Origin of the sequence: Burkholderia seminalis DSM 23518, assembly GCF_902832885.1 — a bacterium.
Lineage (GTDB): Bacteria > Pseudomonadota > Gammaproteobacteria > Burkholderiales > Burkholderiaceae > Burkholderia > Burkholderia seminalis.
Map to the genome: position 1 here is coordinate 600,253 of NZ_CADFDK010000001.1, position 15,305 is coordinate 615,557.

Annotated in this window: 16 protein-coding genes; 4 read left to right on the forward strand and 12 right to left on the reverse strand. The window is 66.9% G+C overall.

The features are described 5' to 3' along the window. The first annotated feature begins 204 nt into the window (after positions 1-204). Positions 205-1,668, forward strand: coding sequence for an MFS transporter (locus tag HWX00_RS02765; protein ID WP_175028593.1), 1,464 nt, complete (start codon positions 205-207; stop codon positions 1,666-1,668). Positions 1,669-1,727: 59 nt separating this feature from the next. Here HWX00_RS02765 and HWX00_RS02770 read toward each other — a convergent pair whose 3' ends face one another. The 5 genes from HWX00_RS02770 to HWX00_RS02790 all read right to left on the reverse strand — a co-directional run bounded on the left by HWX00_RS02770 (position 1,728) and on the right by HWX00_RS02790 (position 6,334). Next, complete coding sequence (locus HWX00_RS02770) at positions 1,728-2,621, reverse strand: LysR family transcriptional regulator (RefSeq protein WP_034186870.1); 894 nt, start codon at positions 2,619-2,621, stop codon at positions 1,728-1,730. Between the two features lie 94 nt (positions 2,622-2,715). After that, positions 2,716-3,543 carry an alpha/beta hydrolase gene (locus tag HWX00_RS02775; protein WP_175028592.1) on the reverse strand — a complete coding sequence of 276 codons (828 nt, stop codon included), beginning with the start codon at positions 3,541-3,543 and terminating at the stop codon, positions 2,716-2,718. A gap of 210 nt (positions 3,544-3,753) precedes the next feature. Next, a complete protein-coding gene (locus HWX00_RS02780; RefSeq protein WP_034186872.1) occupies positions 3,754-4,137 on the reverse strand; it encodes a VOC family protein in 384 nt (127 codons plus the stop codon). Between the two features lie 21 nt (positions 4,138-4,158). Continuing rightward, positions 4,159-5,121: a hydroxymethylglutaryl-CoA lyase gene (locus HWX00_RS02785; protein WP_124607927.1), complete on the reverse strand. Its 963-nt coding sequence runs from the start codon at positions 5,119-5,121 to the stop codon at positions 4,159-4,161. 22 nt (positions 5,122-5,143) lie between these two features. Continuing rightward, on the reverse strand, positions 5,144-6,334 hold the full coding sequence (locus HWX00_RS02790; RefSeq protein WP_034186874.1) for a CaiB/BaiF CoA transferase family protein: 1,191 nt from the start codon (positions 6,332-6,334) through the stop codon (positions 5,144-5,146). A 279-nt stretch (positions 6,335-6,613) separates the two neighbouring features. On the opposite strand from HWX00_RS02790, the gene HWX00_RS02795 reads away from it, so the two are divergent. Then, entirely contained in the window at positions 6,614-7,579 is a 966-nt protein-coding gene (locus HWX00_RS02795; protein ID WP_175028591.1) for a D-2-hydroxyacid dehydrogenase, read from the forward strand. A gap of 196 nt (positions 7,580-7,775) precedes the next feature. Here HWX00_RS02795 and HWX00_RS02800 read toward each other — a convergent pair whose 3' ends face one another. The 7 genes from HWX00_RS02800 to HWX00_RS02830 all read right to left on the reverse strand — a co-directional run bounded on the left by HWX00_RS02800 (position 7,776) and on the right by HWX00_RS02830 (position 13,333). Further along, a complete protein-coding gene (locus tag HWX00_RS02800; RefSeq protein ID WP_006497261.1) occupies positions 7,776-7,988 on the reverse strand; it encodes a hypothetical protein in 213 nt (70 codons plus the stop codon). Positions 7,989-8,190: 202 nt separating this feature from the next. Further along, on the reverse strand, positions 8,191-8,628 hold the full coding sequence (locus tag HWX00_RS02805; RefSeq protein WP_034186876.1) for a hypothetical protein: 438 nt from the start codon (positions 8,626-8,628) through the stop codon (positions 8,191-8,193). 114 nt (positions 8,629-8,742) lie between these two features. Then, positions 8,743-9,666: an ABC transporter permease gene (locus HWX00_RS02810; RefSeq protein WP_175028590.1), complete on the reverse strand. Its 924-nt coding sequence runs from the start codon at positions 9,664-9,666 to the stop codon at positions 8,743-8,745. Continuing rightward, positions 9,666-10,535: an ABC transporter permease gene (locus tag HWX00_RS02815; RefSeq protein ID WP_175028589.1), complete on the reverse strand. Its 870-nt coding sequence runs from the start codon at positions 10,533-10,535 to the stop codon at positions 9,666-9,668. The genes HWX00_RS02810 and HWX00_RS02815 overlap by 1 nt, the downstream gene beginning before the upstream one ends. Continuing rightward, positions 10,532-11,611 carry an ABC transporter ATP-binding protein gene (locus HWX00_RS02820; RefSeq protein ID WP_175028588.1) on the reverse strand — a complete coding sequence of 360 codons (1,080 nt, stop codon included), beginning with the start codon at positions 11,609-11,611 and terminating at the stop codon, positions 10,532-10,534. Before HWX00_RS02820 ends, HWX00_RS02815 begins: the two co-directional genes overlap by 4 nt. Positions 11,612-11,661: 50 nt before the next feature. Further along, positions 11,662-12,828: an ABC transporter substrate-binding protein gene (locus HWX00_RS02825; protein ID WP_175028587.1), complete on the reverse strand. Its 1,167-nt coding sequence runs from the start codon at positions 12,826-12,828 to the stop codon at positions 11,662-11,664. 277 nt (positions 12,829-13,105) lie between these two features. Further along, entirely contained in the window at positions 13,106-13,333 is a 228-nt protein-coding gene (locus HWX00_RS02830; RefSeq protein WP_175028586.1) for a hypothetical protein, read from the reverse strand. Positions 13,334-13,458: 125 nt separating this feature from the next. Here HWX00_RS02830 and HWX00_RS02835 point away from each other — a divergent pair, with 125 nt between their 5' ends. Together HWX00_RS02835 and HWX00_RS02840 are read left to right on the forward strand one after the other, a co-directional pair. Continuing rightward, on the forward strand, positions 13,459-14,163 hold the full coding sequence (locus tag HWX00_RS02835; protein ID WP_034186882.1) for a glutathione S-transferase N-terminal domain-containing protein: 705 nt from the start codon (positions 13,459-13,461) through the stop codon (positions 14,161-14,163). A gap of 319 nt (positions 14,164-14,482) precedes the next feature. Next, entirely contained in the window at positions 14,483-15,082 is a 600-nt protein-coding gene (locus HWX00_RS02840; RefSeq protein ID WP_124607933.1) for a hypothetical protein, read from the forward strand. Positions 15,083-15,305 lie beyond the last annotated feature (223 nt).

Consider the following 15,305-nt stretch of genomic DNA (forward strand, 5'->3'; position numbering starts at 1 on the left):
TGCCCGGGAAAGGATGCTTGAAGCATCCGCAATTATCACGCGCCGCCGATATGCCCACCATGTGTCGGACGATCGGCGCAGCGCGCATGTCCGGCCCTTTGAGGGCCTTGCGATGCCTGCCGCCGCGTCGTGCGGCCGGGCGCGTCACGCCGGCTGCGAACGGCCGGGCCGCGCGCCACGGCATATCGACAATCAGGAGACACGATGAACAGCCCATCCCTCGATCTCGGCGGCCGCGCGGGCGGCCCCGCGTCCGCCCGACTGCCGGCCGCTTCCTCCGGCGTCGGCGCCGATGCGGCGGCCCTTGCCGCCCGTCGCGTCACGCTCGGCGATTTCATGGACGACCTGCCGGTCGGCGCATTGCACCGGTTCGTCGTCTGGGTGATCGGCATCGGGCTGTTCTTCGACATGTACGAGATCTTCCTCGTCAGCACGATCGGCTCCGCGCTGCAGAACGAATACGGGCTGAGCCGGCAAAGCGCCGATTTCAAGCTGCTGCTGGCGTCGGCCTTCATCGGCATGTTCGTCGGCGCGATGTGCCTGGGCAGCCTCGCCGACCGCATCGGCCGGCGCAAGGCGTTCCTGCTGACGCTCGCGTGGTACAGCGCGTTTTCGCTGGTCGGCGCGTTTTCGGTGAACGCCGACATGCTCGTCGCATGCCGGTTCCTGACGGGCATCGGCGTCGGCGCGATCTATCCGGTCGCCGACAGCTTCCTGTCCGAGATCCTGCCGAAGGAAAAACGCGGGCGGCTCGCCGCGTGGGCCTATACGACTTCCTACGTCGCGGTGCCGCTCGTCGGCTTCCTCGCGCTGTGGCTGAACCCGCTGCATGTGGCCGGTGTGGCCGGCTGGCGCATCATCCTCGCGATCGGCAGTCTCGGCGCCGTGTACGTGCTGCTCGTCCAGCACCGCTTGCCCGAGAGCCCGCGCTGGCTGCTCGCGCAGGGCCGCACCGCCGACGCGCACGCGGCGTTGCAGCGTTTCGCGGACGGCGCCGGCGTGCGCGTGCCCGAGCAGTTCGCGGAGCCGGTCGAGCCGCAGCGGCCGCTCGGCCTCCGCGAGCGCATCGCGCTGCTGCGTCGTGAGCCCTACGGCGCGCGCTACCTGATGCTCGCGATCTTTCACCTGTTCCAGGGCTTCGGCTACTACGGGTTCGGTACGCTGGCCGGCACGGTCGTGAAGAGCCGCGGTTTCGACGTGACGGACAGCACGCTGTTCATCGCGCTGTCGTTCATCGGCTACCCGATCGGTTCGCTGCTGTCGATTCCGCTGCTGAACTGGATCGAGCGCCGCACGCTCGTGATCGTGTCGATCCTGTCGATCGCGGTATTCGGGCTGTGCTTCGCGTATTCCGGCCATACCGTGCTGATCGTCGGCTTCGGGTTCCTGACGACCTGCGCGTCGAACGTGTTCAGCAATGCGTATCACGTGTACCAGGCGGAAATCTTCCCGGCACGCGTGCGCTCGACGGCGATCGGCAGTACCTATGCGCTGTCGCGCATCGTCAGCGGCGTCTTGCCGTTCGTGCTGCTGCCGGTGCTCGGCAACTACGGCGGGGGTGCGATGTTCGGTGTGATTTCGGTCGCGCTCGGTATCGTGGCGGTGACGCTGCGCGTGCTCGGGCCGCTGACCACGCGGCGCAGCCAGGACGAGATCAATCCGGTGTAACGCGGTGACGGGGCCGGGGTACGCAGGCGCGCGCCCCGTGTTTCGTCGTGCCGGCGCCTTCACCGCGCCGACATGAAATCGAACAGTTTCGCGATATCGGTGGTCAACACGCTGCCCGCCTTTACGCCGACCCACAGCGTGCGCGTCGCCCACGCGTCGTCGAGTTTCACGACGCCGAGCCGGGCCGCGCGTTCGCCCGTCACCGCCTCGCGCGGCAGTACGCCGATACCGAGCCCGGCCTCGATCATCCGGCTCACGCCGTCGAAATTCGATACCTGGATCCGCAGCTTCAGTGAGCGCTCGGCCGCGAACGCGGCGTCGGTCATGCGCGCGAGCAGCGAACTGCCGTCGCTCAGGCCGACGTAGTCCTCGTCGAGCGTCTCCGCGAAGCGGATGCTGTCGCGCGTGGCGAACCGGTGCGTGCGCGGCACGAGCAGCACCAGCTCGTCGTGCCGGTACAGCCGCCGGTCGATGCCGGGCGCCGGCACGTTGTCGGCGAACACGCCGAGATCGGCCTTGCCGGAGGCAAGCGCGTCGACGATCTCGTGGCTCAGCCGCTCCTCTAGACTCACCTTGATACCCGGGTTGTCGGTGAGGAACGCGGCGAGATCGGCGGGCAGGAACTGGACGATCGCGGACGTGTTGGTCCACACGTGGATGTGGCCGCGCACGCCGGTGGCGTAGTCGCTCATCTCGTGCGCCATCCGGTTGACCTGCTCGATCACCTTCGCTGCATGGTCGAGCAGCGCACGGCCCGCGGGCGTCAGCTCGACGCCCCGCGCATGCCGGACGAACAGCGCGCTGCCGGTCACGCTTTCGAGTTCGGCGATGCGCTTGCTGACCGCGGACAGCGTGAGCTGGCCATGCTCGGCCGCCTTCGTCAGGCTGCCGTGCTCGGCGACGAGCGCGAACACGCGCAGCGACTGCAGATCGAAATGAAGCGGGTTCACCATGTCGTGGGTCCTGGGAAAACCGTGCGGCGCACACGTTGCCGCGACGGCCTGACGCCGATCATACGCCCGGCCGTGCGCGTGTGAAGCGCTGCGGCTAGCGCGGCGCGATCGACCGCAGCGCGGCGAGCATCGCCCCGTCCGGCCGCGCGAGATCGTCGAGCACCGCGAAGTGCTGCATGCCGGGCAGCCAGACGCGCGCGATCCGTTCGCCCGCCGCTTCGCATGCCGTCGCGTATTCGTCCGCCTGCCGGATGAGTTCGGGCAGTTCGGCGTCACCGACCGCAACGACGGTCGGCGCGCCGGGCCCGACATGACGCAGCGGACTGCACGCGTCGACTTCGTGCGCGGTGAGCTGCAGCTTGTCGTTCAGGCAGCACAGCGAGATCGGTTCGAGGTCGACGAGCGGGCTGATCGCGAGCGCCGACACGACGGCCGGATGCGCGCGATGCATGGCCGTCAGGTGGCCGCCCGCCGAGTGGCCGCTCAGGTGGATCGGGCGTCGCGCGGTGCCGAGGCGGTCGGGGTCGGTGGCGAGATGATCGAGCAGCATGCCGATTTCGGCGACGATGCCGGTCATCGTCGCGACCGGCGCGAGCGTATATTCGGCCAGGATGACGTCGAAGCCGCAGGCGAGCGGCCCGCTCGCCGCATACGCGAAATCCGCTTTCGTGCAGTGCTGCCAGTAGCCGCCGTGAATGAACACGAACAGCGGCGCACCGGCCTGCCCGCACGACAACCAGTCGAAGCGTTGCGCGGGCTGCGCGCCGTAACGCAGGTCGCGGCGGCCGGGCGTCGCGTCGTACAACGCGGCGCTGCGCGCCTGGCACGACGCGAGCAGCGCCGGGAAATCGGGAACGGCTTTCGTGTTCAGGTACGCGGCATCGAGCGCCGCGCGGTCCATGCCGCGATAGAGGATCGTCATTCGGGGAGCGCCTGGATCGGGTTGCGGATGCGCGGGAAGCAGGTTCGCCGTGCGCGTTGAGCAGGCGACGGCCGGGCCGACGCCGTTGCGCCATTATCCGCGGCGCGGCCGCGTCCGGCTATCCGGAATCGGCGGGCGCGGCGCCCGCCTGTCCGCTTTCGGCGAAGGACTGCGAACGTCGCGTGCTCGCGGGCGACCGGCTGCTTCGGCTCAGATCGGCTCGGCGATCTCGATCAGGTTCAGGTCGGGATCGCGCACGTAGACCGAGCGGATCTTCCGCGTGGCGCCCGTGCGCTCGACGGGCCCTTCGACGATCGGCCATGCGACGCGCCGCAGGTGCGCGATCACGTCGTCGAGCGGCACCGATGCGATGAAGCACAGGTCGAGCGCGCCGGGCACCGGCACGTGCGCCTTCGGCTCGAACTCCGCGCCGCGCACGTGCAGGTTGATCTTCTGGTTGCCGAAGCGGAACGCGAGCCGGCCGGCGCCGAACGTTTCGAGCTGCATCTGCAGCACCTCGGTGTAGAAATGCCGGGTCTTGTCCGGATCGACGCAGGTCAGCACGAGATGGTCGAGGTGGTCAATCAGCGCCATGGAATTCGCTCCGGTTGTCGTTCATGAGAAAGCGCGTTGCGCGGGCATCTCGCCCGCGTCGGCGCGCGGCGGCGGATGCAGGTCCGAGCGGCGGCCGGCCTTCAGGATCTGGCTCGGCACATCGTGCCCGATCAGCGCGGGCAGTCGCGCCGACGCGGCCAGCACGGCCGCGAGGTCGACGCCCGTATCGTAGCCGTCGAGTTCGAGCATGTGCACGAGTTCCTCGGTGCATGCGTTGCCGGTCGCACCCGGCGCATACGGGCAGCCGCCGAGCCCGCCGAGCGATGCGTCGAAGCGGTCGATGCCGGCGTCGAGCGCCGCGAGCGTATTGGCGAGCGCCATCCCGCGCGTATTGTGGAAATGCAGCGTGAGCGGCAGCGCGCGGAAGCGTTCGCGTGCGCGTTCGGACAACGCGCGCACCTGCGACGGAAATGCCATGCCCGTCGTGTCGCACAGCGTGAAGCCGTGCACGCCGAGATCCGCGAAGCGCTGCATCCACGCGAGCACCGTTTCGGCCGGCACATCGCCTTCCATCGGGCACCCCATCGCGGTCGACAGCGACACGTTGATCGCGACCCGCGCGCCGCGTACCGCGTCGATCACGCCGCGCAGCTGCGCGAACGACTGCTCGCGCGTCATCCGCAGGTTCGCGCGGTTGTGGCTTTCGCTCATCGACATCACGAGGTTCACTTCGTCGACGCCGCACGACAGCGCGCGCTCGGCGCCGCGCACGTTCGGCACGAGCACCGTGTAGACGACGCCCGGTGCGCGCACGATGCCGTGCATCACCGCCTCCGCGTCGCGCAGCGCGGGGATCGCCCTCGGCGACGTGAACGACGTGACCTCGATCTTCGCGTAGCCGCATGCGCTCAGCGCGTCGACGAGCGCGATCTTGTCGTCGGTGTCGACGAAGGCCGCTTCGTTCTGGAAACCGTCGCGCGTCGCGACTTCGTGGATATGGAGCCGTTTGCGTTGCCCGCTCATGTCGTCTTCTCCCGGGTCCGGTTCAGATCACGCCGCGCGTGCGCCAGTCGTCGCGCGTCGCGGCATCGATGCCGAGCGATTCGAGCACCGCGTCGGTATCGGCGCCGAGCGCGGGCGCCGGACGCTCGATGCGCCCGGGCGTGACGTCGAGTTTCGGCACGATGCCTGGCACGAGCACGGGCGTGCCGTCGGGCAGCGCGGCGTCGACGATCATGTCGCGTGCGCGGTAATGCGGGTCGGCCGCGATGTCGGCCACGTCGTAGATGCGCCCGGACGGGATGCGCGCCTCGTTCAGCGCCGCCAGCACGTCGTCGAGATCGTGGCGCGCGCTCCACGCGCCGATCGCCGCGTCGATGCGCTCGACCTGCGCGACGCGCCCGTCGTTGTGCGCGAGCGCGGGATCGTGGCCGAGGTCGGGCCGGCCGATCAGGTCCATCAGGCGCCGGAAGATGCTGTCGCCGTTGCCGGCGATCAGCGCGTACTTGCCGTCGCGGCAGCGGTACGCGTTGGTCGGCGCGATGCCGGGCAGGCTGCTGCCGGCCGGCTCGCGCACCGCGCCGAACGCCGCGTATTCGGGCAGCAGGCTTTCCATCAGGTTGAACACCGATTCGTACAGCGCGACGTCGACGACCTGCCCCTTGCCGCCCTGCTGCTCGCGATGCCGCAGCGCGAGCAGCACGCCGATCACGCCGTGCAGCGCCGACAGCGAATCGCCGAGCGAGATGCCGACGCGCACCGGCGTGCGGCCCGGCTCGCCGGTCAGGTGCCGCAGGCCGCCCATCGCCTCGGCGATCACGCCGAAGCCCGGCCGGTCGCGATACGGGCCCGTCTGCCCGAAGCCCGACACGCGCAGCATCACGAGCCCCGGATTGAGCGCGGACAGCACGTCCCAGCCGAGCCCCCAGCCTTCGAGCGTGCCGGGCCGGAAATTCTCGATCAGCACGTCGGCCTCGGCGGCGAGGCGGCGCACGACGTCCTGCCCTTCAGGCGTGCGCAGGTCGAGCGTAAGCGACGTCTTGTTGCGCGACTGCACGGCCCACCAGACCGACGTGCCGTCGTGCAGCAGCCGCCACTTGCGCAGCGGATCGCCGAGGCCGGGCGGTTCGACCTTGATCACGTCCGCGCCGAATTCGGCAAGCATCCGGCCCGCGAACGGCCCGGCGATCAGTTGGCCGAGTTCCAGCACGCGAATGCCGTCGAGCGGTCGTGTCATGGTTGTCTCCGTTCAGATCGTGGAATCGATGACGGCGATCATGACGGCGTTCGCGCACCGCGAAAATCGATCGATGCTCAACCAGGCTTTCCGAAACGGAAAGGCGCGCGGCAGCACGAGCGTCGCGCCGGCCACCGTGCGGTGCGCCGGCCACCGTGCGGTGCGCCGGCCTTTCCGTCCGGGAAAGCGCGCTCGCGCAACGGTCAAACGACGGCGCGCGCGCCGCCGGCAGAATCGAAGCCGTTCCGCGCCACCGGGCGCCTGTCAGCGAGACCCGCCATGTTTTCCGTTTCCGCTCCCGCGAAGATCGTGTTTCTCGACCGTGCGACGCTGTCGCCGCAGACCGTGCTGAAGCCGTTCCCGTTTCCGCACGTGATGCGAACGTTCGACCGGACGGCCGCACACGACGTCGCCGCGCGCATCGACGACGCGGACATCGTCGTGATCAACAAGGTGCGGCTCGACGCGGCGGCGCTCGCCGACGCGCGGAACCTGCGGATGATCGCGATTGCCGCCACCGGCACGGACCTCGTCGATCTCGCTGCGTGCGCGGCACGCGGCATCGTCGTGAGCAACATTCGCGGTTATGCGGTCCGCACGGTGCCGGAGCACACGTTCGCGCTGATCTTCGCGCTGCGACGCAGCCTCCTGGCGTATCGCGATGCGGTGCGCGCGGGGCGCTGGCTCGACAGCGGGCAGTTCTGCTTCTTCGATCACCCGATCCGCGACCTGGCGGGCGCGACGCTCGGGATCGTCGGCGACGGGGTGCTCGGCCGCACGGTGGCCGGTATCGCCCGTGCGCTCGACATGCGCGTACTGTTCGCGGCGCACGGCGATACCGCGGGTGGTGACCATGTGCCGCTCGACACGCTGCTGCGCGACAGCGACGTGATCACGCTGCACTGCCCGCTCACACCGGCGACGCGCCACCTGATCGATGCGCAAGCATTCTCCCGGATGGCGCGCCGGCCGCTGCTGATCAACACGGCGCGCGGCGGCCTCGTGGACGAACGCGCGCTCGTCGACGCGTTGCAGTCGGGGCGGATCGCGGGTGCGGGATTCGATGTGGTGACACAGGAGCCGCTGCCGGCCGCACATCCGTTCCACGCGATCCTGTCGCATCCGGCGTTCATCCTGACGCCGCACGTCGCGTGGGCGAGCGACGAGGCGATGCAGGCGCTCGCCGACCAGCTGGTCGACAACGTGGCCGCGTTCGCCGGCGGCGCGCCGCGGCATGTCGTGTGAGGCGGGCAGAAACGGAACGGCCCCGCTCGATTGCTCGAAGCGGGGCCGGCTGGATTCGGGGCTGCTTACGCCAGCGACTCGGCTCGTGGCGGGTTCGTGCATCCGGCCTGTCTTGCGGCCGGTTTCCGGACACCCGGTGAGCGCGGCTTCAAGGGATTCAGATCGACGACGATGCAGGGCAAGCCCGCAAAACCGCTCAGTATGCGGACATCTCGACGCAAGGATCGACCTTGGACGGCGAGCAGATCACCGAGTACTTCGCGCTCTCGCGCATCAGCGCTTCGCCTTCGTGCAGCGCGATCTTGATCTCGGGGTGACGCTCGTAGGCGAGGAATGCCGAGCACACCACGGCAGACATCACGACGAGGGAAAACACAAATTTTTCAAGGGTTTGGAAGCGTTCAGGCATGGTCCGACCTTTCTCTTAGGCCGCCATTATATCTCGAAATAAGGGTTTTCCCTATAAGCCGGCCCGCATACCGAGGATGCCTTCGATCGGAATCGGGCCAGTGTACGCGCCCTTTTTGGGGAGGGGGAGCAGCGAGACCGAGAGGCCGATCAGGACGCGGCCGCGTACCGGCAGAAGGCGCCGAAGGCGTGCCGCCGGCCCATCATTGCGGCGCCGACGCGCCGCTTGCCGCATTGCCGGGCCACGCGTTGCCGATATGGTCGATCAGCGATTTCGCGGTGCCCGTCACGAGCGCCGCATCGACGCCCGACGTTTGCCACGAGCCGTCGGCGGCCTTCACGAAGGTCAGGTTCGCGCGCGACGGCGAGTAGTCGGCATTGCGCCACGTGACGACAACGTCGCACGCGTACGTACGATCGCCGAGCTTCTTGCAGTCGCCGTCGGGTTTGGCCGACACGACATCGGCCGAGACAGGCAGCGGCTGGCCGAACAGCGCGTTCAGGCCGCCGTGGTTTTCCGCTTCGAGCGCGCGGCGCACGGCCGCGTCGACGTCGCTCGATCCGGGACCGTCGTGGAGCAGGTTGCAGGCGGCCAGTAGCGTCGTTGCGCCGGCGAGTGTCAGCAGCGTTTGAAACTTCATGGAGATCCGTCGATCGAGTGGAACGCCGCGTAGTCTGCAACGTCCGCGTGCCGGGCGCGGTATCCATTTGTAACCAATTGCACGGATGCCGCGCGCGACCGCTTGCCCCCTCGTCTACTGACGCTCCTGCTTCACGCGGCTGACCAGTTGCGTCGGGCTCACGAACTGCAGCGCGATCACGACCCAGACGAGCGTGATGGCCATGTAGATCATCGCCATCGCGTCGATCGACTGCGGCGCGCGCACGCCAGTCGAGAACACCGCGTAATACAGCGCGACGACGAGCGTCTGCGTGCTCGGCCCCGCGGTGAAGAACGTCAGCTCGAACATCCCGATCGTGCGCACCAGCACGAGCAGCCCGGCCGCGAGCATGCCGGGCACCAGCAGCGGCAGCAGCACGTAGCGGAAATAGCGCCACGTGTTCGCGCCGAAGATGCGCGCGGCGGCTTCGAGGTTCGGATCGATCTGCTCGATGAACGGCGTCATCACGAGGATCACGAACGGCAGCGCCGGCACGAGGTTCGCGAGGATCACGCCGGGCAGCGTGCCCGCGAGCCCGATCTTGTACATCACGGTCGCCATCGGGATCCCGTACGTGACGGGCGGCACCATCAGCGGCAGCAGGAACACCAGCAGCGCGAAGCGCTTGCCGCGAAACCGCACGCGTGCGAGCGCATACGCGGCCGGCACGCCGAGCGCGATCGACAGCAGCACGACCGCGCCGACGACTTCGACGGTCACCCACAGCACGCTCGCGAGCTGGAAGTCCGCCCAGGCCTTCGCGTACCAGTGCAGCGTGAAGCCTTGCGGCAGCGGCGTGCCGAACCAGCGCGTCGCGACCGAGTTCACCGCGACGGTCGCGATCAGCAGCAGCACGTTCAGCAGGAAGAACGCCATCAGCCCCCAGACGAGCGCCTTCCAGGCACGGCCGGCGAGGTTGTTTTTCATCCGGTGCGGTTTCCTTGCGTCGACGGGCCGTGCATCGGGCGCGTCGTGCTTCGGCGGCCATGCGCGCGCGGCATGATTGTCGGTTGCCATCAGCCCTTGCCTCCCGTCACCGCGCCCGTATAGAAGAAGCGGCGCGCGCCGAGCATCGACGCGACCACCAGCAGCTGGACGAAACCCATCACGATGGCGATCGCCGACGCGAGCGAATAGTCGTAGCTCTCGAACGCAGCCTCGGCGGCCGCGATCGAGATCACGCGCGTCGGCCCGGCCGGCGCGCCGAGCAGCACGGCCGACGGAAATACCGAGAACGCCTGCACGAACGACAGGCACGCGGCCATCGTGAGCCCCGGCACGAGCAGCGGCAGGTAGATCTGCCGGAACTGCTGCCACGGGTTCGCGCCGAGCGTGGCCGCGGCGCGCGCGAGCGTCGGGTCGATGCCGCTGATGTACGACAGCATCAGGAGGAACGCGAACGGAAAGCCCGACACGATCAGCGACAGCAGCACGCCCCAGTAGTTGTGCGTCAGGCGCACCTCGTCGGTGTACAGGTGCAGCCCCTGCAGCACCTGCGGGAACCAGCCGTTCGGCCCGAAATACGTGAGCATCCCGTCGGCGACGAGCACCGTGCCGAGCGTGACGGGAATCACGAGCAGCGTCGTGACGAGCTTCTGGTACGGCGAGTGGCGGCGCAGCGCGAACGCGACGGGCACCGCGATGCCGACGTTGAGCAGCGTCGCCGGCAACGCGAGCTTCAGCGTGACGAGCACGGTCGGCCACATCGCGGTGTCGGTGAAGAACTGCACGTAGTTCGCGAGCGCGCCGCCGCCGTTCATCGGCTGGAACGACAGCACGAGGCCGTACGCGAACGGATAGACGAACAGCGCGGCGATGAACGCGAGCGCGGGCGTGACGAGCCACGCCTTCGCGTCGCGCGGCGCGCCGGACGCGAGCGTGCTCATGCCCGCTCCGCCGCGTAGACGAGCGTCCGGGCAGGCGCGACGCGCAGCCGCAACCGCTCGCCTTGCGCGAAATCGCCGGCGACGCGCGCCCAGATCGCGCCGAACGGCGTGACCGCGCGGAGCAGCGAGTCGCGGCCGCCGTATTCGACCGTTTCGACGGTCGCGTCGAACGCGTTGTGGCTGCCTTCGTCCGCGCGCTCGATGTCGTCGGGGCGCAGCGCGACCACGACGTCCTTCGTATCGAAGCCGGCCATCGGGACGCCCGTGAGGCTGACGCCGCCGGCCGCGACCCGGACGTCGTCGCCGGCCATCCCCTCGAGCGTGAACGGCAGCACGTTGCGGTAGCCCATGAAGCGCGCGACGTGCAGGTTGCGCGGGCGCGTGTAGACGTCCTTCGGTGACGCGACCTGCTGCACGACGCCCTCCTTCATCACGACGATGCGGTCGGCCATCGACAGCGCTTCGTCCTGGTCGTGCGTCACATAGATCGTCGCGCGCTCGAGCTGCGTGTGGATGCGGCGGATCTCGGCGCGCATCTCGATGCGCAGTTTCGTGTCGAGGTTCGACAGCGGTTCGTCCATTAGCACGAGCGGCGGCTCGATCACGATCGCGCGCGCGATCGCGACGCGCTGCTGCTGGCCGCCCGACAGCTGCCCGGGCAGCTTGCCCTCATGGCCGACGAGCTGCACGAGTTCGAGCGCCTGCTGCGCGCGCCGCCGCGTTTCCTGCTTCGGCACGCCGCGCATCTTGAGGCCAAAGCCGACGTTCTCGAGCACCGACATGTGCGGAAACAGCGCGTAGTTCTGGAACACCATCCCGAAGCCGCGGCGCTCGGGCGGCAGCACGTCGATGCGCGTGTCGTCGAGCCAGATGCCGCCGCGCGTCAGCGGCTGCAGCCCCGCGATGCAGTTCAACGCGGTCGACTTGCCGCAGCCCGACGGGCCGAGCAGCGCGATGAACTCGCCGCGCCGGATCTCGAGGTCGAGACCGTTCAGCGCGGCGACCTGCGCCCCTTGCGCATTGGTGAAACTGCGGCACACGCCGTCGAGCCGCAACCGTTCGAAACTGTGCTTCATTGCACGAAACTCCCTCGACGCGGGCGCCGCGGCGCCCGCCGGTACTGGCGTCACTTCGACTTCTGCGAACCGATCTCGCGATCCCACTTCTGGAACGCGGCGACCATCGCCTGTGCGCTGAGCGGCTGCACGTGCGGGCGATCGGCGAGCAGCTTCGCGTACTCGGGGCGGCCGAACTTGCGGACCACGTCCTGGCTGTGCGCGGGCGCCATCTCGAGCGTCACGCCCTTCACCGCCGGGCCCGGATAGAAATAGCCGTCGTCGTAGGTCATCGCCTGCTGCGCCGGTTCGAGCAGGAAGTTCATCAGCTTGAACAGCACGTCGAGCTTGTCCTTCGGCACGCCCTTCGGAATCACCATGAAATGCGCGTCGTTGACCCACGTCATGTCGTCGAATGCCTGGATCCGGAACTCGGCCGGCACGATGCCGAGCGCGCGCGGGTTGATGTCCCAGCCCGTGACGGTCACGGTCATGTCGCGCGTGCCTTCGCCGAGCTCCTTCATCACCGCCGACGTGCCGCCCGGGTAGTACGGCACGCAGTCGTTCAGCGCCTTCAGGAACGCCCAGGTCTTGTCCCAGCCGTTGATCGGGTCCTGCGGATTCTTGTCGCCGAGCACGTACGGCAGCCCCATCAGGAACGTGCGACCCGGGCCGGAGTTCGCCGGCCGCGCATAGATCAGCTTGTTCGGGTGCGCCTTGCACCAGGCGAGCAACTGATCGGGCGTCTTCGGCGGGTTGCCGACCTTCGCCGGGTTGTATTCGAGCAGCGGACCGGCCGGCATGTAGGTGACTTCGAGGCCGAAGCCCTGCGCGAGATCCTGCATCTTGCGCGGGCCGGGCGCGTATCTGTCGAGCACGCCGGGGAACGCGGCTGCATTGTCGGGCAGGAGCTTGAGCCACAGGTTCTGTTCGATGCCGGCGGCCAGCGCGTCGGTGCCCGTCAGCACGAGGTCGATGTCGGCGCGCCCCGCCGCCTGCATCGCCTTGATCTTGCCCGGCAGCTGCGGCGCCGGCGCATTCGTGAACGTGACGTTCGACACGAGGGTCGGGTTCTTGTCCCGGAACGCCTCGATGGCCTTCTGCGTGAGCTGGAGGTTGCCCGCGACGTCGACGATGTTCAGCGACACGGGCGCCGCAACGGCCGCCGCGGCAGACAGCGAGAAACCCAGTGCGAGTGCGATCCGGCGGACACGGCGAGCGATCGTGGTGGTGTTCATGTCTCCTCACTTCGGTCGGTAGATGGGACCTTTCTTTTCAGGAAATCATGACGGCGTTATACGATGTCGGTCAACAAAAAACCGTGGCGCGCGGGACGGGACTTTCCCTGACAAAAACCTTCCGCCGAGATACGATCCGACTGGCAGAGACTATTTCGGGGATCGCCATGCCGCGTGACGCGATACGTGTTAGGACATCATATGTCGCGTGGCGGATCGACTCATGCTGGACGACCGCCAAGGGCCTGCCATGTGAATGATCCGGTAGAGAACGCTTTCAGCGCGGCCGCGACAATTCCCGGAGCGCATGGAAATATTCGGCCCGTTCCTCGCTCGTGACGCTCGCGTCGGCCATGTCGACCATGAGGTCTTCAAGGTCGGCGACGCGCGGAATCGAGATGCCCTGCCCCACCATGTCCGTCGACGCGCAAGTGAGGCCGGTGCGCGTGTTTGCGTCATCGAACGCTGACGGCTGCCTGCGTGCGGGGTCGGCCGACGCCTGCATCGATTCCGGGGATCGGCTACAGTGGGCGTTTTCGGCGCGCCCCGGCCCGCCGCCGTGCGTGGTCCATCGGAGCGCGCGGCAGTACGGACGGAGCGCGGAACATTCCCTTCGACGAGCGAACCTTCATGCCCGATCTGTCCGCCTTCCCGATCACGCAAAAGTGGCCGGCCCAGCATCCCGACCGTCTCCAGCTCTACTCGCTGCCGACGCCGAACGGCGTCAAGGTGTCGATCATGCTCGAGGAAACCGGCCTGCCATACGAGCCGCACCTCGTGCGCTTCGACACGAACGACCAGTTTTCGCCCGAATTCCTGTCGCTGAACCCGAACAACAAGATCCCGGCGATCATCGACCCGAACGGCCCCGACGGCAAGCCGCTGCCGCTGTTCGAATCGGGCGCGATCCTGATCTATCTCGCGGACAAGACCGGCCAGTTGATCCCGAAGGATCTCGCCGGCCGTTACGAGACGATCCAGTGGGTGATGTTCCAGATGGGCGGCATCGGGCCGATGTTCGGCCAGCTCGGCTTCTTCCACAAGTTCGCCGGCCGCGACTACGAGGACAAGCGTCCGCGCGATCGCTACGTCGCCGAGTCGAAACGCCTGCTCGCCGTGCTCGACGCGCATCTCGCGAACCGCCAGTGGGTGATGGGCGACACCTATACGATCGCCGACATCGCGATCTTCCCGTGGGTGCGAAACCTTGTCGGTTTCTACGAAGCAGGCGACCTGGTCGGCTTCAGTGAATTCCGGCATGTGGCACGCGCGCTCGACGCGTTCGTTGCCCGCCCGGCCGTCGCGCGCGGGCTCAATATCCCGGCACGCGGCTGAATCTGGGCGGCCCGCTGCAGGTGGCCGCTGTTTTGCTCAAGCCCGCCGCATTGCGCGGCGGGCTTTTTTGTTCTTCGTGGAGTTCCGGGGGGACGCCGGGGAGGAATGTCGGCGTTCGGCCAGGAAGCGACATTCGACACATCAGGAGAAATCGTCGACAATCGGCGATACCCTAGCTGGGGGGGCGGTTACTGCGTGCAAGTGGTTGGGTCGGGTTACATTGCAATACGCTTAGTTTGGGGCCACTTTCTTCTATAAAAATCTCGAAGATGAATTGAAAGTAATCCATGATCTATCGCTTGAGTCAGGGGGTTGAGAATTGGGTAAATTGATTTTTTTACTGATATTGCCTGCACTCCTCGTCATCGTTCCGTATGGAATGGTAAAAATTGGAAGAGACGCCGAAAAGTGGCATGCCGAGGTCAAGAAAATATTAGAAACCAAAGATATCCCTCAATCCACGAATTTTTTCTATTCAAAACGGGTCGTTGCATTTGAGGCGATGGCTTTACTAGTCATCACCGGAGTGTTTCTGTTCATAAACACGGTGTGGTTTTGGGCTCCCGTGAAGCAGCCAAATGATCATCTGGCTGCAATCGTGTTTGGCACCATGTTGTTACCCGCAACGTTTTTCTTTGGAAAGAAGGCTCGTGACGTTGTCCGAATTTTGTGGAATATCAACACGCCTGCAGTAATGCTTTCAAAAACTGGCTATCAACACGGAGATTTGCAACTCCCATGGTCTTTCATTGAAAATGTAACTGTGACTGGTGGATACAGGAGGACTCCATCGGTCGTGGTGAAATTTAAAAACGCCAATGGAAAATCGGGTAAGGATGTAATTGATTTGTCACTATTGCGAGAACGGCATTTAGAGGAGTACATCAATGTCTACATGTCAGCTTCTCAAGAGAGCTGATAGGACAACAATTTTCAGCAGTGGGAACAACCAGTGATGGGGACTTTCCCCTTCTTTTCAGTGTCCGCTTCGAAGTGCCGCTGCTGGCCGCAATGGGTCGATCTGCGCCGGTCATGTGTCACCGAGCGGAGGCCGACCACATTCGATCAGGAAGCGACATCATGAGCGACGCCTGATCCCACGTTCGTAGATCCGTTCACTGCGAAACGCAACCGTCCGTACC

What these genes read in the sequence shown, in the direction of transcription:
- HWX00_RS02765 (WP_175028593.1), top strand. Translation starts at nt 205, where the DNA reads ATGAACAGCCCATCCCTCGATCTCGGCGGCCGCGCGGGCGGCCCCGCG.
- HWX00_RS02770 (WP_034186870.1), bottom strand. Translation starts at nt 2,621, where the DNA reads ATGGTGAACCCGCTTCATTTCGATCTGCAGTCGCTGCGCGTGTTCGCG.
- HWX00_RS02775 (WP_175028592.1), bottom strand. Translation starts at nt 3,543, where the DNA reads ATGACGATCCTCTATCGCGGCATGGACCGCGCGGCGCTCGATGCCGCG.
- HWX00_RS02780 (WP_034186872.1), bottom strand. Translation starts at nt 4,137, where the DNA reads ATGGCGCTGATTGACCACCTCGACCATCTCGTGCTGACCTGCGTCGAT.
- HWX00_RS02785 (WP_124607927.1), bottom strand. Translation starts at nt 5,121, where the DNA reads ATGAGCGGGCAACGCAAACGGCTCCATATCCACGAAGTCGCGACGCGC.
- HWX00_RS02790 (WP_034186874.1), bottom strand. Translation starts at nt 6,334, where the DNA reads ATGACACGACCGCTCGACGGCATTCGCGTGCTGGAACTCGGCCAACTG.
- HWX00_RS02795 (WP_175028591.1), top strand. Translation starts at nt 6,614, where the DNA reads ATGTTTTCCGTTTCCGCTCCCGCGAAGATCGTGTTTCTCGACCGTGCG.
- HWX00_RS02800 (WP_006497261.1), bottom strand. Translation starts at nt 7,988, where the DNA reads ATGCCTGAACGCTTCCAAACCCTTGAAAAATTTGTGTTTTCCCTCGTC.
- HWX00_RS02805 (WP_034186876.1), bottom strand. Translation starts at nt 8,628, where the DNA reads ATGAAGTTTCAAACGCTGCTGACACTCGCCGGCGCAACGACGCTACTG.
- HWX00_RS02810 (WP_175028590.1), bottom strand. Translation starts at nt 9,666, where the DNA reads ATGGCAACCGACAATCATGCCGCGCGCGCATGGCCGCCGAAGCACGAC.
- HWX00_RS02815 (WP_175028589.1), bottom strand. Translation starts at nt 10,535, where the DNA reads ATGAGCACGCTCGCGTCCGGCGCGCCGCGCGACGCGAAGGCGTGGCTC.
- HWX00_RS02820 (WP_175028588.1), bottom strand. Translation starts at nt 11,611, where the DNA reads ATGAAGCACAGTTTCGAACGGTTGCGGCTCGACGGCGTGTGCCGCAGT.
- HWX00_RS02825 (WP_175028587.1), bottom strand. Translation starts at nt 12,828, where the DNA reads ATGAACACCACCACGATCGCTCGCCGTGTCCGCCGGATCGCACTCGCA.
- HWX00_RS02830 (WP_175028586.1), bottom strand. Translation starts at nt 13,333, where the DNA reads ATGCAGGCGTCGGCCGACCCCGCACGCAGGCAGCCGTCAGCGTTCGAT.
- HWX00_RS02835 (WP_034186882.1), top strand. Translation starts at nt 13,459, where the DNA reads ATGCCCGATCTGTCCGCCTTCCCGATCACGCAAAAGTGGCCGGCCCAG.